Consider the following 18,931-nt stretch of genomic DNA (forward strand, 5'->3'; position numbering starts at 1 on the left):
GTCGGGCCGGCCGCGCGCGTCAGCCGCGGAAGGCGTCGGTGCCGGCGGGGGTGCCGAGACCGGTGGGGCCGTCGTAGCCGGGGCCGGCGGTGCAGAAGTAGGCCGGGCTGCAGGATCCGTTGGTGCCGGTGGTGACGTCGTTGAGCGCGCCGGGGTGGGCGTAGGGGAAGGAGGCGGGGTTCGAGCCGGCGCCGGGGGTGCCCGCGTCGGCGTAGACGCCGGTGACGATCGGGGTGGCGGCGCTGGTGCCGCCGAAGGTGCTCCAGCCGTTCCGCTGGTAGCTGTCGTAGACGGCCAGGCCGTGGCCGGGGTCGGCGGCGGCGGAGACGTCGGTGGCCATCCGGTGGTGGCAGCCGGTGTCCTTCTGCCACGCGGGTTTGGCCTCGTAGGCGGAGCAGCCGGAGCCGGTGCCCTCGCCGGGTTTCGTGTTCCAGGCACTCTCGCTCCAGCCGCGGCTGTTGCCGGCCCGGACGAGGGAGGTGCCGCCGACGGAGGTGGCGTAGGGGGAGCTGGAGGGGTAGCCGACGCCCCAGGAGTAGTCCCAGTCTCCGCTGCCGGCGACCATGGCGACGCCGGGGTGGTCGTAGTAGTCCTTGTCGTAGGTGGGGTCGTCGGCGGATTCCTTGAAGATGTAGCTGTTGGAAACGAACTTCGCGCCGAGGGCGACGGCCCGGTTGACGGCGGCGCCGATGTCGGAGATCTTCGCGCTGTTCGCCTCGACCAGGATGATCTTCGCGTTCGGGGCGGTGGCGGAGACCAGGTCGAGGTCGAGGGAGTCCTCGGCGCCCTGGTTGACGCTCGCGGGGGAGGGCAGCGGGCTGGTCCGACCGTCGGAGTCGACCTTGCGGAAGCAGCCGTTGTCGGTGCTGCAGGCGGGCAGGCCGTACTGCTGGCGGTAGGTGGCGAGGTCGCTCTCGGCGTCGGGGTCGTCGTAGGCGTCGATGACGGCGATGGTCTGGCCGGAGCCTCCGTCGGAGGGCAGGCGGTAGGCGGACCGGAGGTCGGCGGGCCCGTAACCGGCGGGGGCGGCCGATCCCTTGGCGACGGCCGGTCCGGTGGGGGTGTCGGCTTCCAGGACGTCGCAGCCTGCGGTGGTCTCGGTGGGGGCGGCGCACAGCTGGTGCCAGGGCCGGTGGGTGGCGGCGGACGGCACGGCGTGGGCGACGGGGGAGGTGGCGAGGGTGGTCAGGGCCAGGGCGGCGGCGGACCACAGAGCCCGGCGGGGGGTGCGGTGGCGCGGGTGGCGGTCGGTGGGGGTGCGGTGGCGCGGGGTCCGGTGGTGGGGGGTCATCGTCGGTTCCTCACTGGTCGGTTGGGCGGGGCCGCGGGGATCAGGAGTGCTTCCAGGTGTCGGTGAAGGAGTCGCCGCCGCCGGACAGCGGGCCGGGCACGGCCTCGGTGACGCCGTTGCGGGCCATGGTCACGGTGGCCGCCGAGGCGGCGGCCAGGGTGCGGCCGTCGACGGCAGCGTGGGTGAAGGTGACGCTGCCGAAGTTCGCCAGCGGCTGGCGGGAGCCGTTGCGGTTGGGGGCTTCGGCGATCACTTCGGCGCTGCCGTTGGTGGCGCCGCCGTAGCGGGGGAAGGACTCGGTCTCGGTCCAGCCGAGGGTTTCGTCGGTGAGCCGGGCGGTGTAGTCGTCGTGCGCGCGGTCGTAGGTGACGGAGGCGGTCATGGTGTCGCCCGGCCGCACGGCGTCGCGGTAGGGGGACTCCGGGTCCGGGTAGTTCTCCCACCAGGCGAAGTAGCGGGGCGCGGCGTTGACGGCGGTGCACTCCGCCTGGGTGCCGGTCTGTTCGACGGTGCTGGTGCCCTGGCCGTCGAGGCCGACCCAGACGGACACCGCGCCGACGGCTGCGCAGGTGATCCGGGGCTGGGTCCAGGTCGCGCTGACGGAGTGGTGGGTCGAGCCGGTGGCCGCGTAGCCGGACCAGTTGCCGGAGGTGATGCCGGCGCGGGAGGCGGCGGGCGTCCTCGCGGGGGTGGAGGCTGCGGAGGCGTCCGCAGGGGTGGAGCCGCCGGCCGCCGCGGCGGCCGGCGGTACGCAGAGCAGCAGTGCGCAGGCGGCGGCGAGGGAGCGGGCGTAGGAACGGGGGCGGGTGCGTGCCGTGGCGCGACGGGGCATGAGGGGGCTCCTCGGGAGGGGGGAGGGGCCGGCCCCGAGGGGGGCGGGCCGTGATGGGACGAGAGTGTCGTCCGGCACCGCAGAGGTGGTCAACGCCTTTGGAATTCCTGATGGTTGACGGTTCGGACCAGCCTCCCGAGGGCCGTCCGCAGGGTCGCTGAGCTGCGGCGCGGGGTGCGCCCCGGCCCGCGGGGCGGGCAATTCTGTGGATTCGCCAGTCGAGTGCCCCGAAGGCCCCGGGACGGAGCAGCCGCACTGGGGAATCCACAGAATTGGCCGCCGCTGCGGGACCGCGATCCGGCCGTCGGCCCGTCACCGCAGGCCTGCGGCATCCACACAGTTGACGGCCGCTTGACAGCAGGAACTCACCCGCAACTCAGGGGTGTTGACGCCCCATCGGTGCTGCGGGACGGTCGACCCCTGCCGACGGCCCGGCGCGCCGCACCCGGTGCGTCCGCCGTCCGCACCACACCCCCGACCCCCACCCCCTCCCCGGAGACAGGCATGCCCTTCCCCACAGCCCGTTCCCGCACCACGCTCGTCCTGGCCGCGGCGGTGGCCGGCGCGACCGCGGCCGCCGCGCTCACGGCCGGTACCACCGCCTCGGCCGCCGCCACCCTCCCCGCGCCCGACCACATCGTCGTGGTGATGCTGGAGAACCACGCCTACGGGCAGATCATCGGCAGCTCCGACGCCCCCTTCCTCAACTCGCTCGCCACCGGAGGCGCCCTGCTCAAGGCCTCGTACGGGATCACCCACCCCAGCCAGCCGAACTACTTCGCGGTGTTCTCCGGCAGCACCCAGGGAATCACCGACGACTCCTGCTACTCCCCCGGCTTCAGCAAGGCGCCCAACCTGGCGACCGAGCTGAGCGCGGCCGGAAAGAGCTGGGGCAGCTACAGCGAAGCCCTGCCCAGCCAGGGGTCCACCACCTGCAGCAGCGGCAACTACGCCCGCAAGCACGCCCCCTGGGTGGGCTTCGGCAACGTCCCCGGGTCCACCGCGCACACCTTCGCGCAGTTCCCCTCGGACTACGGCAAGCTGCCCAAGGTCTCCTTCGTCATCCCCGACCTCTGCAGCGACATGCACAACTGCTCGGTGGGCACCGGGGACTCCTGGCTGAAGAACAAGCTGGGCGGCTACGCCTCCTGGGCCAGGAGCCACAACAGCCTGCTGGTCGTCACCTACGACGAGGACGACCGCAACAGCGGCAACCACATCCCCACCCTGATCTACGGGCAGCCCGCCAGGGCGGGTGCCACCAGCAGCACCTCGTACAACCACTACGACCTGCTGCACACCCTGGAGGACCTGGCCGGCACCGGCGCGCACGCCGGCAAGTCCGCCTCGGCCACCGACATCACCGGCGTCTGGAACTGACCGTGTACCTCGCGGACAGCCGTCACACCCCGGCGTCCGACGCCGCCCCGGCCCGACGGCCGGGGCGGCCCGCTCGGATCGCCACCACCGTGCTGGCGCTCGGGACCGTCAGCCTCGTCACGGACATCTCCTCCGAGATGGTCACCGCCGTGCTCCCGCTCTACCTGGTCACCACCATGGCCGTGTCCCCCCTGGGGTTCGGCGTCCTGGACGGCGTGTACAACGGCGCGACCGTCGTGGTCCGGCTGCTCGGCGGGCTGCTCGCCGACCGGCCCGGCCACCGGCCCGGCGGGTACGGCACCGACGACCACGGCGCCCACGGCCAGGGGCACGACACCGACGGCCACGGCACCCATGGCCACGGGCGGCACAAGGCCGTCGCGGCCGCCGGGTACGGGCTCTCGGCGCTGTGCAAACCGGCACTGCTGTTCGCCCGCACCACACCGGTGCTCGGCCTGGTCCTCGCCGTGGACCGGGCCGGCAAGGGGCTGCGCACCGCCCCGCGCGACGCGCTGATCTCCCTGTCCACCCCGCCCGAGCGCCGCGCCCGCGCGTTCGGCGTGCACCGGGCGATGGACACCGCCGGGGCGCTGGCCGGACCGTTGCTGGCCTTCCTGATCCTGCGCGCCGCCCCGGGCGGCTACCACGCGGTCTTCACGGTCAGCGCCTGCGTCGCGGCGCTCGGCGTCCTGGTCCTCGTCCTGTGCGTGCCCGCCCGCCCCGGTGGCACGGTCGGCGGCGTGCTCCCGCGGCCGGCCGGACGGCCCGTCGCCCGGCTGCTGCACCTGCCCGGCCTGCGCCGGGTCTGCCTGTGCGCGGCCCTGCTCGGACTCGCCACCCTCAGCGACTCCTTCGTCTACCTGTTCGCCCAGCGGCGCCTGGGCCTGCCGGCGGGCTGGTTCCCGCTGCTGCCGCTCGGCACGGCCGCGGTGTACCTGCTGCTCGCGGTCCCGCTGGGCACGGCCGGTGACCGGTACGGCCGGCGGCGGGTGTTCGTCCTGGGGCACCTGGCCCTGCTGTCCGGGTACGCCGTCCTGCTGCTGCGCCCGGCCGGCGGGCTGCCGGTCGCCGCGGTCGTCCTCACCCTGCACGGCGTGTTCTACGCGGCGACCGACGGGATGCTCGCGGCCGCCACGGCCGCCGTCGTGCCCGCGGCGCGGCAGGGGGCCGGCCTGGCGCTGGTGGGCACGGGCCAGGCCGCCGGCCGCTTCGGCTGCTCGCTGGCGGTGGGGGTGCTGTGGGCGCGGTGGGGGGACGGCACGGCACTGGCGGCGATGACGGCCGCGCTGGCCGGGGCGGTGGCCGTGGCGGCGTGCGTGCTGCGGCCGGGCCCGGCGCGCGGGGAGGAGGCCGCGTGAGCGGCGGACGCAGGATCCTCGTCCTGCTCGCGGCGGTCGCGCTGCTCGCGGCGACCGGCACGCTGGCGGTGCTGCACGCCGCCGGGCAGGCCCGCGGCGCCCGGGCGGACGGGCCGCCGGTGCGGGCCGGGACGGTGACGCTCGGCGCCCAGCCGGACGGCCCCCGCCTGGTGTTCCGCAGCATGACCTGGGGCCCCGACCGCGACGAGCTGGCCTCCGTCCCGCTCGGGCAGCCTGACGACACCCGCACCGCGGCGTCCGCCCCCACCTGTCTGCGCTTCCACGCGGCGGCGGGCACCGGGATCTGCCTGCAGGCGGTGCACGGGCCGGTCCAGGACGGCTACCGCGCCGTGGTCCTGGACGCGGCCCTGCACGAGGTGCGGCACTACGACCTGGCCGGGATCCCGACCCGGGCCCGGGTGTCGCCCTCGGGACACCTGGTGGCGTGGACGGTCTTCCTCAGCGGGGACTCCTACGCCGGCGGCTCCTTCTCCACCCGCACCTCCGTCCTGGACACCCGCACCTGGACGCTCCAGGAGAACCTGGAGGACGACGCCGTCACCCTCGACGGCGCGCCCTACCGCTCCCCGGACGTCAACGTCTGGGGCGTGACCTTCGCCGACGACGAACGGTTCTACGCCACCGTGGCCACCGGCGGCCGCACCTACCTGGCCGCCGGCGACGTCACCCGCCGCACGCTCACCACCGTGCACGGCAACGTCGAGTGCCCCTCGCTGTCCCCCGACGGCACCCGGATCGCGTACAAGAAGCGCGTGCCCGGCCTGCCCGACGACGCGCCCTGGCGGCTGTACGTGCTGGACCTGCGGACCATGGCGGAGAGCGCGACCGCCGAGCAGCGCGACGTCGACGACCAGGCGCTGTGGCTGGACGGGCGGACCCTCGCGTACGCGCTGCCGAGCGACGACGGCACCGACGTGTGGAGCGTCCCGGCCGACGGCTCCGGGGCGCCCGCCCTGCTGGTGCGCGCCGCCCTGGCACCGGCCGTCGTCCGCTGACACCATCCGTCGACACACCTGACGGATCGTCAACAGTCTTCGGCGGGCCGTCGGCACGAGCGGCGGCCCGCCGAAGGGCGCTCCCGGCCGGGGTGGTCAGCCGGCCCGCGGGGGCACCGGCGCGAGGTCCTCGTTCCACTCCCAGGACAGCCCGTAGATACCGGGGGTGACGTCCGGGAACACGGCACAGGCGTGGCCGGCCGGGGAGACCCTCAGCTGCTCGTCACTGGACGGCGGCGCGTCGTGCTGCGGGCGCCAGAGCGCGGCACACCCGGCCGGGAGGTCCGCCGGGTCGAAGCGCGCCCGCAGGACCAGGTTCTTCCCGGGGAAGCGCACCATGCGCTGGTAACGGGTGGCGACCTGCTCCGAGGGATAGGCGTAGCTGTACTCGACGACCGTGCACTGCCCCGGCCCGAGCACCAGATCGAGGAGCAACTCCGCTGCGGCCAGGCCGCGTTCGCGGTCCACCCGGCGCCGCCCGAGTCGGCAGCCGACCAGGCCGGAGAGACCGAGGTCGGCGCCGGCGGACATCTCGGGCTTGGCCTGGGTGAGCAGGATCAGCCGGTCGGCGCCCGCGGCCAGGGCGCGGACCACCTGCACGACGTCCACCCGGCGCTCCTCCCGCCGCGCGCCGATGTGCACGTCGACCCGGGTGTGCAGGGTCTCCATCCGGGCGTTGGTGCGCGGGTCGAGGTCGGCCAGGACACCCTCCACCGCCGGATCACCGAAGGTGCTGGCGTAGTCGAGCGAACCGGGGACGTGTTCCACCCAGCGTCCGCGCGGGCGGCGCGGGCCGAGCAGGACGACCAGTTCGTCCCGGTGCAGGCCCAACACCTCCTCCAGCACCCGCACCGCCGCCAGCGAGTCGGGCCGTTCGGGTCTGCTGCGACCGCGCTGCCAGTAGCTCAGGCTGGAGACGCTGACCTGGACACCGCGGCGGTCGAGACGGCGCTGGATCCCCTCCAGACTCAGCCCGCTGTCGCGGATCGCCGTACGCAGCGCGAGGTCGAACGGCCCGGTGCGCAGGGCCTGGAGGAGTTCGGGGCGGCGCGCGGGGCCGACGGGCCGAAAGGGTGGACCGGGCACGGTGTCCTCACTCTCCCCGGGGACCGCTGCCGGGCGGCGGTCGTTCCGGCGGAGTCCCACGATGGCAGCGAAATCTACCGCCGGACGGCGCCGCGGGAGCCCCTGCTCGCAGATCCTTCACCTCCTCCGCCCGGCCGGGGGCGCCGACCGCCCCGGGGTACGTCCCCGCGGCGGTCGGTCGCCGTCAGCGGCGGCCGTCAGGGCTGGGCAGGCGCCGTCACGGCCGGGCGGGCGCCGGATCCTGGACGCGCCCCTGCAGTTGCCTGGACAGCTCCGCGACGCAGGCCGCGAGCTGCCCGGTCGTCAGCTGCCCCGGATCACCACCGCACCCGCCCGTCGGGGCCGACGCACCGGGTGCCGGGGCCGGGGTCGCGGTCGATGCCGGTGCCGGTGCCGGTGCCGGCTGGCCGCCGCCGGGCGGGGTGATGCTGCCGTTCAGCGACACCAGGTTGGGCGTCACCGTGGCATCGCCCGACAGGTCGATGTAGTCCTGGGTCTGCCCGTTGAAGTCCACGAAGCCGCGCCACATGTCCCGGCCGAACGGGACGAGTTCCTGCAGCGCGCCGCCCTGCCCGGCGCTGATGGTGATCGAGGTCTGTTGCGCCATGTACGACACCATCCGGCTGGCCAGCACGTCCAGGTTCACCGACGGGGCGTCGTCGCCGCGCACGTACACGTGCAGTTCGTTGAGGCCGCCGCCGGCCCGGTCGGCCTGCAGCACGGCGTACCCGACCACCAGTTGCGAGGAGCTCTCCCGCGGTACCAGCGGCGTCACGTAGTAGAGGTGGCCGTCGGCCTTCGAGCGGAGCAGGAACTCGCCCGGGTTGCCGGCGTTGGTCGCCGCCGAGGTGTGGTCGTAGCCGAAGCCGCGGTCGTCCTTGGCGCCGCGCCCGCCGAGCCACTGCACCTCGTGGATCTGGTCCCGGACGACCGAGGCCGGGTACACGGCGCCGGGCAGTTCACCCGGGGCGACCTCCGCCCGGTACGTGACGGCCGGCCGGCCGTCGGGCGAGCCGCGCAGGACCAGCACCCCGGCCGGTTCCAGCACGGTGCGCTGCCGCCAGCCGATCTGCCGCGCCACCGAGACCACCACCACCGGCCGGGCGGTGCGGGGGTCGGCGCCGTCGCAGTAGCCCCAGATGTCCTGGTCGCTGTAGACCAGTTCGGGGAACCGCTCGGCGAGCAGGTTGCGCAGGCTGACCGCCCCCGAGCCGGCGAAGGCCCGGCCGAACGCGTGGTCGCCGCGGAACGCGCAGGTGGCCACCGAGTTCGAGCGGCCGTCCCAGACGGCGACGCCCTCCATCGGCTGCTCGCCGGAACCGTCCAGGACGGCCGTCCACACCCCGCCGCCCTGCGAGGCGTCGGGCAGGTAGTGCAGGCTGTGCCCCATCAGGTGGACACCGGAGGTCAGGCCGGCGCTGTCGGTGAGGGCCTTGGTCGCCGCCGCGTAGGAGGCGGTGCGCGCCTCGAAGTCGAAGTCCGGCATCGGCGCGGTCTTCACGCAGGCCGGCACGTCCGCGGTGCCCACCAGGTCGCAGCGGACGCCGTCCCCCGGGCGGGTGTGCTCGGTCACCGGCAGCACCGAACGCGGCGTACCCGCACCGCCCTCCGGGACGTCGAGCACGGTCGCCGCCGCGTAGAAACGGCCCGCGTCCTTGTCGTCGTCCCACAGCCCGGTGCCCACCCGCACCAGCGAGCCGACCACCGCCAGCACCGTCACCACCAGCGCCAGGCGCACCCACCGGCCGCCGAACCCGGCCCCGGACTCCCCCGCGACGTACACCACCGCACCCACCGTGCCGCACAGCCCGACCGCGGCCCAGATCCAGAACAGCGGCGTCGCGTCCAGGACACCGCCGTGCGGGAACAACTCCTGCTGGAGCAACAGCACGTAGCTCTGGTCCTGCTGCCCGAAGCCGCCGAACACGAGGTGCTTGACCAGCCACACCACGACCGCGACCAGCGGCATCCACAGCCACCAGACGGCCAGCGCCACCAGCCCGTTCCGCACCACGCTCCGGCGGACGTCACGCTCCGTCATCCGCGCCCCCTCTCCTCCGCCTGCCGACCGCTCCCCGCCGCGCGCTCCCCGCGCACGGCCCCGCCCCGGAGGCGGGCTCCGATGCTACGCGCCGGGCGACCCCGCCGGCCGGGAATACGCACACCCCAACCACACACCGGGGAAAGGTCCTTGACGTTGGCGGGGGCACGGAACGGCGGGCCCGGCGGAGCGGGCACGCCGTCCGGAGGTCGCCGGACCGGATCCCCTCCTCGTCCGGCTCCACGGCGAAGACGCCGCCTCCGGACGTACTCCTCGCCCAGCACGCCGTCACCGCCGACGGCCGTCCAGCCGGTGAGGATCCGCTGCGGGCTCCGCGCGACCGTCGGGTTGCCGCGGCCCGGCAGGAGGTCGGCCGGTGGGCCTCGCCGGTCGTGGTGGGCGAGCGGGAGGCCTCGCCGGTCGCGGTGGGCGAGCGGGAGGTGCAGGTGTGTACGACGGGCCCACGGCAGGCCCACGACGGGCGCGCCCACCGGCCCGGCGACGGGGACCGGCCGGGCGACCGGGCGTGCGTAGAACCGGCACCGGACCGGCGACGGGGCGCCGTCCGTCCGACGGCGCCCGGGTGGGAGCAGGCCTCGGCCCCGGTCAGTGCCGGCGACGGGCCCGACGCCCGTCGGCGGGCCCGCCGGCCCGGGCCGGGCCGGCGCCGTCCGACCGCTCGTCCACCGGGTCCGGCGGCGTCCCCTCCGGGCGCAGCGCCAGGCCCACGCCGACGGCGGCCGCGACCAGGCCCAGCACGGCGAGGGGGCGGGACCACTCGCCCGCCCCGGTGGCGGCGAAGGCCGGCAGCAGGACCAGCAGCGCGGCCGTGAGCGCGGCACCCGCGGCGGCGGGGCGGATGCTCGGGCGCCGGGGGCCGAGTGCGTCGAGCAGCAGCAGGTACGCCGCGAGCAGGACGGTCACCGCGAGCGCCCGCCACCAGGGCGGCCCGCCGAGGGCGGCGAGCAGGACGGATCCTGCGGCAAGGAGGGTGGTGCGGGCCGCGGACAGGTGCCTCAGCCAGGTCGGCGAGACCGGGCCGTCCGGTGCGGGAACGGCGGCCCAGAGGGCGCCGACCGCGACCGGCAGCAGGCAGACAGGCCCGAACCGGTCGGTGAGCGTCCCGGCTCCGGTGCCCGCCGCGGCGAGGGCGAGGGCGGTACCGGTGCCGCGCAGGGCGGCGCGTTCGAGGCGCGGGCCCCAGCCGGTGGGGCGGGCCGTGCGGAGGCGGCGGGCCGGGGCGGCGAGCCCGCGATCAGGTTCGCCGGGTGCGCGGTCCTGGGCGACCAGCGTGCGGTCCGGGGCAGTGAGCGTGCGGTCCGGGGCGACGAACGTGCGGTCCGGTGGTCCCTGCTCGGTGGCGGTCATCCGGCGGCTCCCGTGATCCGGCGGCGCAGCAGCGGCGCGAGCGCGAGGTCCAGGGTCTCCCCGGGCGTGTGGCGGACCACGGGGACGCCCCGGCCGCGCAGGGTGGCGCGCATCGCCTCGCGTTCCGCGCGCCACAGGCGCAGCGCGAGGACGTCGGTCCCGTCGCCGGGGCGGGCCGCCGGTTCGCCGACCGGGATCTCCACCACGACGAGCGGGTTGCCGCGTTCGCGGACCCGGCCGAGCACGTCGAGGACGCGCTGGTCGGCAAGCGGGGTGAACGCGTAGACGAGGGCGTGACCGGGCAGGGCGGCGAGCGGCAGGGGCGGGAGGGGGCCGCGCGCGGGCCGGTCCTGACGGACCTCCAGCACGCTCTCCACCATGCGGTAGAGCTGCCGTTCCCCGGTGGAGGCGGTGAGCAGGCGCAGGCGCCCGCCGACCGCGAGGAGGCCGATCCGGTCGTGCCGGCGCAGGTAGGCGCGGGTGAGGCCGGTGGCGGCGCGCAGGGTCTCGTCCAGGCTGCGCCGTCCGGTGGCGGCGTCGAGGTAGTCGGCGAGCGTGTCGAGCAGGACGACGGCGTCGGCGGCGCGTTCGGCGGCGAACTGGTTGATCTGGACGGCGTCGCGGCGGGTCGTGGACGGCCAGTGGATCCGCCGCTGCCGTTCGCCGGGCACGTGCGGGCGGACGCCGATGACCTCGATGCCGGTGCCCTCGTGCGCGGTGGTGTGCTCGCCGATCCGTTCGGGCAGGCGGACCGGGATCGGGGTGAGCCGGGCGGCGTCGGGGACGGGGAAGACGTCGACGGTGCCGAGGTCGGCGCGAACGGTGCGACGGGCCAGGCCGCGGACGTCCGGCACGTCGAGGTCGACGACGCCCAGGTGCCGGCGGCCCCAGCTGTTGGCGCGCAGGACGAGGTCGACACCGGTCGGGGTGACGGTCAGCGCGTCCAGGGCGAGGCCGGGGCCGAGTGCCACGGCGGGCTCGGGCGGGCCGGTCCGGCCGTCGTGGTGCACGGTGACGTGGACGGTGACGGGCTCGCCCTCGAAGCAGCGCTGCGGCCGGGCGGTGCTCTCGGCGGACAGCCGGGTGGGGCGGCTGCCCGCGGGGGCCGCCAGGGCGAGCAGGACGGCCGCGAAGGCGGCCGGGGCGAGCAGCCAGGCGTGTCCGGTGGCCAGGGCGGCGAGGGCCGCGACGGTGGCCACGGTGAGCAGGCGCAGGGTCTGCTCGGCGGGCCGCCAGTGCGGTGACGGCGGGCTGTCGGGCAGGCCCGCGGCGGTGGCGCGGACGCTGCGGGCGACGGCCAGGGCCCGGGCGCGGCGGGCGAGCCGGTCCGTGCCGTCGCCGGACGGGGCCTGCGCGGGGGACGGGCCGGCGTCCGGGGTGCGGTTCACAGCGCCTCCGCGCGGGGCAGCGTCCGCGGCGCGGGGACGGAGGCGATCAGCCGCGCCAGCACGTCGTCCGCCTCGATCCGGCGCACCCACAGTTCCGGCTTGAGCGTGATGCGGTGGGCCAGGGCCGGCCCGGCGAGCGCCTTGACGTCCTCCGGGGTCAGGTAGTCGCGACCCTCCAGCATGGCGTGGGCGCGGGCCAGTTGGATCAGCGCCAGGCCACCGCGCGGCGAGGCGCCGACCTGGATCTGCTGGTCGTTGCGGGTGGCGTCGACGAGGGCGATGACGTACTCGACCAGGTCGTCGTCGACCTCGACCCGTTCCACCGCGGCCCGCATGGCGAGCAGTTCCGCGGGCCCGGCCACGGTCCGCAGCACCGGCTCTGGGGCCGCCCGGTCGATCCTGGCGCGCAGCATCGCCGCCTCCGTGGCGGTGGGGAGGTAGCCCATGCGCACGCGCAGCAGGAAGCGGTCGAGCTGGGCCTCGGGCAGGGCGTAGGTGCCCTCGTACTCGATCGGGTTGGCGGTGGCGATGACGAGGAAGGGGTCCGGCAGGCGGCGGGTGGCGCCGTCGACGGAGACCTGGCTCTCGGCCATCGCCTCCAGGAGGGCGGCCTGGGTCTTGGGCGGGGTCCGGTTGATCTCGTCGGCCAGCAGCAGTTGGGTGAACAGCGGGCCGGGCCGGAACACCATCTCGCCGGTGTTGCGGTCGTAGAAGGGCGCGCCGGTGACGTCCGAGGGCAGTAGGTCGGGGGTGAACTGGATCCGGCGGAAGTCCAGGCCGAGGGTGGTCGCGAACGAGCGGGCGAGCAGGGTCTTCCCGAGCCCGGGCAGGTCCTCGATCAGGACGTGTCCGCCGGCGAGGGCGCCGAGCATGACCAGGCGCAGTGCCTCGGGCTTGCCGACCACGGCCCGTTCGATCTCCGTGATCACCGCGCGGGCCCGCTCGCCGGCCTGCTGCGGCGTCAGCGGCGGCAAGGTCAGCGGCGGGGTCGCGGAGACGGCCTCCGGCGCACCCGGGACGGCAGGGTCTGCCGACGCGGCCGAGTCGGCCGGGCCGACCGCGGGCCGGGCGGAGTCGTGGACGCTGGTGGAAAGGTCGGACATGACGCTCCTGCGGAAACGATGCGGTCGGTGGTGGGAGGCGTGGCGGACCCGGGCTCCGGAGGCGCCGGCCCCCGGGTCCGGAGGGTCAGAGCGAGTCGAGCCGGTCGACGAGTTCGCTCAGGACCGCCGCCGGGAAGGCCCCGGCCGGGGCCGGCGCCAACGGGTCGATCCACGGCCACAGTCGGGGCCCGAGCAGGTCGGCAGCCCGGTCACGGTCGACCGACAGGTCCACGCCGTGGACCTCCGCCAGCCGCACCGTGTACAGCCGTTGGAGGCGGAAGCGCAGCGGCGCGGCGTCGCCGCCAGGGTCGAGGCCCTGGCGGACCGTCCAGCGCCAGTCGCCGAGGCCCGGTTCGTACGCCTCCATCTGCCGCGCCCGGCTGCGCAGGGTGCGGGCACCGGTTCCCGCCCCGGCCACCCGGCGGGCGACGAGCAGACCGGTGGCCGTCAGCAGGACGATGCCGGCCCCCGCCCCGGGCCACCCGCCGACCAGGCCGAACAGCACCTCGGCGAGGACGGCGGGCACGGCCAGCTCGATCAGGCTGTGCCGCACCGACCCCGGCCGGGCGAACTCCCGCTCCGTCCCGTCCGCGGACCTGTCCGCCGACCCGTCGGAGCCGTCCACCGGCCCGTGGTGTCGCGGTGTCGCGCTGCTCACCGGCGTCCTCCCCCCGTCTCCGCCGCGGCGTCCGCCGGGGGTGCGGTGCCCTCCCGGGGTGCGGCGCCCTCCCGGGGTGCCGCGTCCGCGAGCCGGGCGGCGATGGCGTCCAGGGCCGTACGGGCCCGGCGCACGTGGCCGTCGTCCATCGGGTGGGTCGAGTACCGGGCCTCCCGGAACAGCGCGGTGAGTTCCCGGGCCCCGGTGGCGTCGATCCGGCCGTCCGACAGCGCGCGGCGCAGCAGCTCCGTCGGGCTCTCCCAGGCGTGCCGGGGCAGGCCGGAGGCGGCCAGCGAGTCCTCCATCGCCGCGTAGCAGGCGATCACCGCCGCCCGGGCGTCCGCTCCCCTGAGGGCCCGGCGACCGGAGTCGACGGCCTCGGCGAGGGCGGCCTCGGCGCTCGCGGGCGCGGGGGCGGGCAGCACCTCGGGCACCTCCAGGAACCGGGCCCGCCGGCGCAGCCGGAGCACGAGGACGACGACGAACACGACCAGCGCCGCTGCCGCCAGGGCGATCAGCGCCGCGAGCAGCACGCCGGGCGCCTCGGCCACGGTCGGCACCGGTGGCGGAGCCGGCGGGACGGTCTCGGGGGCGAGGGTGACCGGCGGACGATTCGGGTGCGGCAGGTCGGGCGGTCCGGAGACCCGGCTGCGCAGGACCAGCAGCAGGAACGGCACCGCGACGGCGGCCGCCGGCAGCAGGAGCATCGCCGCCTCCCGCAGGCGCTCGGCCCGGGGCGTCGGCCCGTCGAGGTGGCGGACCTCCTCGCGGAAGCGCACCGCGAACCGGCCGACCAGCACCGCCCAGCCGAGACCGATCAGCACCACGACCCCGGTGCCGGTCACCGGCCCGGCAGCCGCCGTGCCCAGGAGTCCGCCCCCGGGCCGCAGCGCCGCGGCAGCGAGCAGCAGGCCGACGACGACCAGCAGCACTCCCACCGGCCGACCGACCCGCCCGCGCGTACGCGACGGCGACCCACCGCTCATGCGAACCCCCGGCTCCCCCGCGCGCGATGGCGCGCGAACTGCAGCGTCGCACACCGACCGTCACGGTGTCACCTGCCGCCCCGTGCGTCCCCGGCGCCCCGCGGGACCTCCGGCGGCGCTCCCCTGGCCGCGGCGCCCGCACCGCCACCGGCAACGCCGTCACCGGCCGCGCCGCCAACGGCAACGCCGCCGACGGGAGCGGCAGCCGACCGTCGACCCGCCTGCCCCGACGGCGGGTTCGCCGTTCTCCGCCGACCGTCGCGGCCCGGCCGGCGCACAACCGGTGCGCGCGTCACCGCTCCCCCGTCGAGCCGTGACGGCCGCCCGGCGCGAACGCCGTGGAGGCCCTCACCGCCGGGTGAGGGCCTCCATCGGACGGTTCTCCGGTCGGCGGTTCAGCGGTGCCGGCGGGCGTAACCGGGCGAGACCAGTGCGATCAGCACCGCCGCCACGCCGACCTGCAGCGCGTGCCGGATCCAGTCGATGCCCGCGGTGTGACGCACACCCAGGTAGGAGGCCGCGGCGTTGCCGAGCACCGCACCGGCGGCGCCGACGAGGACGGTCAGCCACAGCGGTACCGGCTGACGGCCCGGCAGGACGAGCTTCGCCAGCAGACCCACCACCAGACCCGCGATCACGGCCCACAGGATCGTCACGACGTTCTCCCCTCGTTCGGTCTTCGGTCCGACTCGGACGCCCACCGTGTGCCCCCGCTCCGGGACTTCATGCCCGGCCCGCGACCCCGCCGTGCGGCGCAGGCTTCGCCGAACTCGGCGCCGGGTCGCGCGGGCTTCCGCCGAACCCGGGTGTTTGGCCTGCCGGATCGGGGTGAGAAGAGGGCCGGGTGGGCAACGAGCCGCCCGGACGGCGTCCCTCCCCCCGCCTGGTTCGCCGTCCGGGCCCGTCCCGCCACTGCTCAGAGCCCGGCCACCGGGTCGACGCTCCACCGGCGGCCGGGCGGAGCCGGGGCTCACGGACGGGCCGTCAGTCCGTCCAGGGTGAGGTCCAGGAGGCGTTCGGCCCGCTCCCGCTGGTCGGGTCTGGCCGAGGTGACGGCGATGCCTTCGAGGGCGGCGCCCATGTCGGCGGGGCTGATGTCGGTGCGGATCGCGCCGACGGCCGCGCAGGCGTCCATCAGCTCGGCGAGGGCCCGCCGGATCATGTCCCGGCTGTCGCCGTGCGGGTTGTTGCCCGCCGCGGTGACGGCGCGCAGCACGTCGGCCATCCCGGATTTGGCGGCGACGTAGTCGAGGAAGAGCCGGGTCCAGGCGTGCAGGGCCTCGTAGGGCGGCTTCGCGGCGAGCAGTCCGGGGACTGCCGCGCACAGCTGGGCCACCTCGTTGCGGTAGACCGCCTCGATGAGGGCCTCCCGGGTGGGGAAGTTGCGGTAGAGGGTGGCGCTGCCGACGCCCGCCGCTTTCGCGATGTGCTCCAGGCGGGCGTCGAGGCCTTCCTCGGTGTACACGCGCACCGCGGCCGCGAGGATCTTCTCCCGGTTGCGCTGTGCGTCGGCGCGCAGCGGGCGCTGGGTGCTGCCGTCGGTCACGTGTCGTCCCTTCCTGTCCGGTCTGTCGGCGGTCGGCGGTCGGCGCTGTCGGCGCTGTCGGCGCTGTCGGCGCTGTCGGCGCTGTCGGCGCTGTCGGCGCTGTCGGCGCTGTCGGCCGATTTTCCGACCGATGGCGGGTCGATTGCCAAGCGGGGAGTTCCCCACTTACTCTTCGGAGAGGTAAGCGGAGGACTCCCCACTTACATCGTGGCCGCCTGCGGCCATCCACCCCGGGAAAGGAAGTGGCCCGTGTCGGGAATCGAAGGCAAGGTCGTGGCGATCACCGGCGCCAGCAGCGGCATCGGAGCGGCGACGGCCCTCCACCTCGCCGCGAAGGGAGCGCACCTCGTGCTCGGCGCCCGCCGCCGGGAGCGGCTGGACGCGGTGGTCACCGAGATCGCCGCACGGGGCGGCAGCGCCGTCGGCGCCGTCGTCGACGTGACGCGTCGCGAGGACCTGCGGCGCCTGACGGACACCGCGCTCGACCGGTACGGACGGCTCGACGTGCTGGTCTCCAACGCCGGCACCATGGCCGTCTCCCCGTTCGACGAGCTGCGCCAGGACGACTGGGACGCCATGGTCGCCACCCACGTCACCGGCCTGCTGAACGGGATCGCGGCCGCACTGCCCGTCTTCCGGGAGCAACGCTCCGGCCACTTCGTCACCATCGCCTCCACCGCCGCCTACGTCGTCAAGTCCCCCCAGGCCGTCTACGCGGCGACCAAGACGGCCGTGAAGGTCCTGACCGAGGGTCTGCGGCAGGAAGCGGGCCCCGACCTGCGCGTCACCCTCGTCTCACCCGGCTTCACCGACACCGAGGGCGTCGGCAAGGGAGTCGGCCCCGACGTGGCGGCGGCGCTCGCCCGGCAGCGCGAGGAGATCGCCATGCCGCCCTCCGCCGTGGCCGCCGCGATCGGCTACGCCATCGACCAGCCCGAGGGCATCGACGTCAGCGAGATCGTCGTCCGGCCCACGGCACAGGCCTGACACCACGTCCGGAAGTCCGCCGCACCCCACCCGCCCGGGCCGCCGCCGCTCCCCGCGCACGTCCCGCCCCGGCCGCAGGGAAGCCGCCCGGGGTGCGCCGCTCCGGGCCGCCTCCCCTCAGCGCGGGGAGCGCGTGCGGGGCCGCGGTCGGCCCCGGGATCCGCTCACCGTCGCGTGACGCTCACCTGGACGGTCTCCTCCCCGGGGCCGGTGACGAGTCCAACTCGCGCCCACCGATTCGTTGAACGCGTCCTGGTGGGAATCGACGCGACTGTGGATTCCGTACCGGGCCAACAACTGCTGGGTCTGCCCGATCTGCCCTGGTCGTCCGTGAGCCACCGGCCTGCGCGCCCCAGGTCGGGCGGCGCGGGCGTCGCCGCGACCGGCGTGGTCAATCCCATGACCAGCATGGCCAGTCCGAGACACCGCGCCGCCGAGGACATGACTGTCATCACACGAACCTTTCGGCGGGAAACCGCCGCCGGCAATTCCACGGTGCCGACGAGCAGGGCGAGAAGCTGGTGCCGCCGAACCGGCGGTCACCCCCGGCGATCCCCGTCCCGGTGCTGTGGACCGATCCCCACAACACGACCGTCGACATCACGGAACCGATGACGAAATGCTGTACACCGCAGGCCTGATTCGGTCACAACACCCCGCTGGATCCCGAACCGGCCCGCCCACGAGGTGGAGCGACCGCGCCCCCCGCGATGCTGCCGACCGCACCACGCGCGCCGACCGCCCCGACGCCCGCGGGGGCCGAAGCCGCTCGGCCCCGAACTCCCCTCCCCCGCCCGGCCACCGGATCGAACCGCCCGCGGCGGCGAACCAGACGCGCCCCTCGGGCCGCCCGCAGAAGGCGCCCCGGTCGCAGCGGACAGGGCCTCTAGGCTGCCCGCCATGGGCCTGAACACGAAAGAAGCACCGACATCCGGAGCCCTCGTCCTCCTCGACGCCGCGGCGGTGGCCGAACTGCCCGGGGGCGCCGAGGACTTCGCGGCGGCCGCGCACCGGATCCTGGCCGAACTGGTGGAGGCGGGCGCGGCACTGGGCTGGCTGGAGCCGCCCTCGGCCGACGAGGTCGCCGTGCTGGTCGAGCAGGTCCTGGACCGGGCCCGGTCGGGCGACGGCGCCCTGCGGGCCGCGTACCTGGACGGACGCCCGGCCGGGTTCGGCTACTGGCTGCGCCACCGACGCCCCACCCACCGCCCCCACGCGGACCTGGAGAAGCTCGCCGTCGCCTCCGCCGCCCAGGGCCACGGCATCGGTCGGGCCCTGAGCACCGCGCTGATCGCGGACGCCAGGGCCGCGGGCATCGAGGTGCTCACCCTGGACGCCCGCGGCGACAACGCCGACGCGCTGCACCTGTACTTCTCGCTGGGCTTCACCGAGTACGGGCGACTGCCGGACTACGTGGCCGTCAGGGAACGCCGCTACGACAAGGTGTTCGCCATGCTGGACCTGCGCCGGGACTGACACCGCTCGGGCCGTAGGCTCTCAGCCTCGATGTCATGCGAGTGACCGAGTGACCTGCGGCTTCGGCCGATTCTCAACCGGATGGCACGGCTCCGAATTCTCGGCTACGTGGCAGATCCTCGCGGCTGCGGTGCTTCCTTGGCATGCGGTCGAGGGTGCTCGACGGGCGGGCGAGGTGTACCGCTGCCGCCGAGGGTGGACCGGAAGCTGGGGTAGAGCCAGGGAGTTCGATGTGCCGTGCTCTGCGGTCACTGCTGCCCGGGGATCCAGCATCAGCCGCCGACGGCAGGGGCGACGCGAGATAGGGGCTGCGGCAGATCGGCTGGAAGGCGGGCCTGTCCCACGAGAAGGTCCGATACCGGCTCGCCGACCGGAAGACGGCCGGCGAGCCGGGCGCGGTTTCCTAGAAGAGCAC

At 75.6% G+C, this 18,931-nt stretch carries 17 protein-coding genes; 5 read left to right on the plus strand and 12 right to left on the minus strand.

The window, feature by feature from the left end; all coding sequences use genetic code 11:
* Nucleotides 1–19: 19 nt before the first annotated feature.
* Both AB0D10_RS16115 and AB0D10_RS16120 read right to left on the minus strand, forming a co-directional pair.
* Complete coding sequence (locus tag AB0D10_RS16115) at nucleotides 20–1,291, minus strand: S53 family peptidase (protein ID WP_360256250.1); 1,272 nt, start codon at nucleotides 1,289–1,291, stop codon at nucleotides 20–22.
* A 40-nt stretch (nucleotides 1,292–1,331) separates the two neighbouring features.
* On the minus strand, nucleotides 1,332–2,123 hold the full coding sequence (locus tag AB0D10_RS16120) for a G1 family glutamic endopeptidase (protein ID WP_360256252.1): 792 nt from the start codon (nucleotides 2,121–2,123) through the stop codon (nucleotides 1,332–1,334).
* Nucleotides 2,124–2,627: 504 nt separating this feature from the next.
* Between AB0D10_RS16120 and AB0D10_RS16125 the strand changes: the two genes are divergently transcribed.
* Genes AB0D10_RS16125 through AB0D10_RS16135 form a run of 3 tightly spaced genes read left to right on the plus strand, consistent with a single transcriptional unit; the run spans nucleotide 2,628 to nucleotide 5,877 of the window.
* Nucleotides 2,628–3,503 carry an alkaline phosphatase family protein gene (locus AB0D10_RS16125; RefSeq protein WP_360256255.1) on the plus strand — a complete coding sequence of 292 codons (876 nt, stop codon included), beginning with the start codon at nucleotides 2,628–2,630 and terminating at the stop codon, nucleotides 3,501–3,503.
* A 2-nt stretch (nucleotides 3,504–3,505) separates the two neighbouring features.
* Nucleotides 3,506–4,861: an MFS transporter gene (locus tag AB0D10_RS16130; protein WP_360256257.1), complete on the plus strand. Its 1,356-nt coding sequence runs from the start codon at nucleotides 3,506–3,508 to the stop codon at nucleotides 4,859–4,861.
* Nucleotides 4,858–5,877, plus strand: a complete 1,020-nt coding sequence (locus tag AB0D10_RS16135) for a TolB-like translocation protein (protein ID WP_360256259.1) — start codon at nucleotides 4,858–4,860, stop codon at nucleotides 5,875–5,877. The genes AB0D10_RS16130 and AB0D10_RS16135 overlap by 4 nt, the downstream gene beginning before the upstream one ends.
* A 96-nt stretch (nucleotides 5,878–5,973) precedes the next feature.
* On the opposite strand, the gene AB0D10_RS16140 is transcribed toward AB0D10_RS16135, so the two are convergent.
* The 10 genes from AB0D10_RS16140 to AB0D10_RS16185 form a co-directional block, all read right to left on the minus strand.
* Nucleotides 5,974–6,963, minus strand: a complete 990-nt coding sequence (locus tag AB0D10_RS16140) for a helix-turn-helix transcriptional regulator (RefSeq protein ID WP_360256261.1) — start codon at nucleotides 6,961–6,963, stop codon at nucleotides 5,974–5,976.
* Nucleotides 6,964–7,180: 217 nt separating this feature from the next.
* Nucleotides 7,181–9,004, minus strand: a complete 1,824-nt coding sequence (locus AB0D10_RS16145) for a hypothetical protein (RefSeq protein ID WP_360256263.1) — start codon at nucleotides 9,002–9,004, stop codon at nucleotides 7,181–7,183.
* Between the two features lie 606 nt (nucleotides 9,005–9,610).
* Nucleotides 9,611–10,372 (minus strand): hypothetical protein, encoded by a 762-nt coding sequence (locus tag AB0D10_RS16150; protein WP_360256265.1) that lies wholly within the window; start codon nucleotides 10,370–10,372, stop codon nucleotides 9,611–9,613.
* Nucleotides 10,369–11,760 (minus strand): DUF58 domain-containing protein, encoded by a 1,392-nt coding sequence (locus AB0D10_RS16155; protein WP_360256267.1) that lies wholly within the window; start codon nucleotides 11,758–11,760, stop codon nucleotides 10,369–10,371. The genes AB0D10_RS16150 and AB0D10_RS16155 overlap by 4 nt, the downstream gene beginning before the upstream one ends.
* The gene (locus AB0D10_RS16160; RefSeq protein WP_360256269.1) at nucleotides 11,757–12,863 is read right to left on the minus strand and encodes a MoxR family ATPase; all 1,107 of its coding nucleotides are present in this window, start codon (nucleotides 12,861–12,863) and stop codon (nucleotides 11,757–11,759) included. Before AB0D10_RS16160 ends, AB0D10_RS16155 begins: the two co-directional genes overlap by 4 nt.
* 85 nt (nucleotides 12,864–12,948) lie before the next feature.
* Entirely contained in the window at nucleotides 12,949–13,521 is a 573-nt protein-coding gene (locus AB0D10_RS16165) for a hypothetical protein (protein WP_360256271.1), read from the minus strand.
* A complete protein-coding gene (locus tag AB0D10_RS16170) occupies nucleotides 13,518–14,459 on the minus strand; it encodes a DUF4129 domain-containing protein (RefSeq protein WP_360256274.1) in 942 nt (313 codons plus the stop codon). The genes AB0D10_RS16165 and AB0D10_RS16170 overlap by 4 nt, the downstream gene beginning before the upstream one ends.
* A 443-nt stretch (nucleotides 14,460–14,902) precedes the next feature.
* Nucleotides 14,903–15,163 (minus strand): GlsB/YeaQ/YmgE family stress response membrane protein, encoded by a 261-nt coding sequence (locus AB0D10_RS16175; RefSeq protein ID WP_360256276.1) that lies wholly within the window; start codon nucleotides 15,161–15,163, stop codon nucleotides 14,903–14,905.
* A 314-nt stretch (nucleotides 15,164–15,477) separates the two neighbouring features.
* On the minus strand, nucleotides 15,478–16,053 hold the full coding sequence (locus AB0D10_RS16180) for a helix-turn-helix domain-containing protein (RefSeq protein ID WP_360256278.1): 576 nt from the start codon (nucleotides 16,051–16,053) through the stop codon (nucleotides 15,478–15,480).
* Complete coding sequence (locus AB0D10_RS16185) at nucleotides 16,050–16,202, minus strand: hypothetical protein (protein WP_360256280.1); 153 nt, start codon at nucleotides 16,200–16,202, stop codon at nucleotides 16,050–16,052. Before AB0D10_RS16185 ends, AB0D10_RS16180 begins: the two co-directional genes overlap by 4 nt.
* A gap of 100 nt (nucleotides 16,203–16,302) precedes the next feature.
* Between AB0D10_RS16185 and AB0D10_RS16190 the strand changes: the two genes are divergently transcribed.
* Nucleotides 16,303–17,040, plus strand: a complete 738-nt coding sequence (locus tag AB0D10_RS16190) for an SDR family oxidoreductase (RefSeq protein WP_360256282.1) — start codon at nucleotides 16,303–16,305, stop codon at nucleotides 17,038–17,040.
* Nucleotides 17,041–17,940: 900 nt separating this feature from the next.
* Entirely contained in the window at nucleotides 17,941–18,516 is a 576-nt protein-coding gene (locus AB0D10_RS16195) for an N-acetyltransferase (RefSeq protein ID WP_360256284.1), read from the plus strand.
* Nucleotides 18,517–18,931 lie beyond the last annotated feature (415 nt).

The sequence above is a fragment of the Kitasatospora sp. NPDC048545 genome, assembly GCF_040651155.1.
Classification (GTDB): Bacteria; Actinomycetota; Actinomycetes; order Streptomycetales; family Streptomycetaceae; genus Kitasatospora.

Excerpts from the sequence above, each read along its gene's own strand:
- AB0D10_RS16115 (WP_360256250.1), bottom strand. The coding sequence starts at position 1,291 with ATGACCCCCCACCACCGGACCCCGCGCCACCGCACCCCCACCGACCGC.
- AB0D10_RS16120 (WP_360256252.1), bottom strand. The coding sequence starts at position 2,123 with ATGCCCCGTCGCGCCACGGCACGCACCCGCCCCCGTTCCTACGCCCGC.
- AB0D10_RS16125 (WP_360256255.1), top strand. The coding sequence starts at position 2,628 with ATGCCCTTCCCCACAGCCCGTTCCCGCACCACGCTCGTCCTGGCCGCG.
- AB0D10_RS16145 (WP_360256263.1), bottom strand. The coding sequence starts at position 9,004 with ATGACGGAGCGTGACGTCCGCCGGAGCGTGGTGCGGAACGGGCTGGTG.
- AB0D10_RS16150 (WP_360256265.1), bottom strand. The coding sequence starts at position 10,372 with ATGACCGCCACCGAGCAGGGACCACCGGACCGCACGTTCGTCGCCCCG.
- AB0D10_RS16160 (WP_360256269.1), bottom strand. The coding sequence starts at position 12,863 with ATGTCCGACCTTTCCACCAGCGTCCACGACTCCGCCCGGCCCGCGGTC.
- AB0D10_RS16195 (WP_360256284.1), top strand. The coding sequence starts at position 17,941 with ATGGGCCTGAACACGAAAGAAGCACCGACATCCGGAGCCCTCGTCCTC.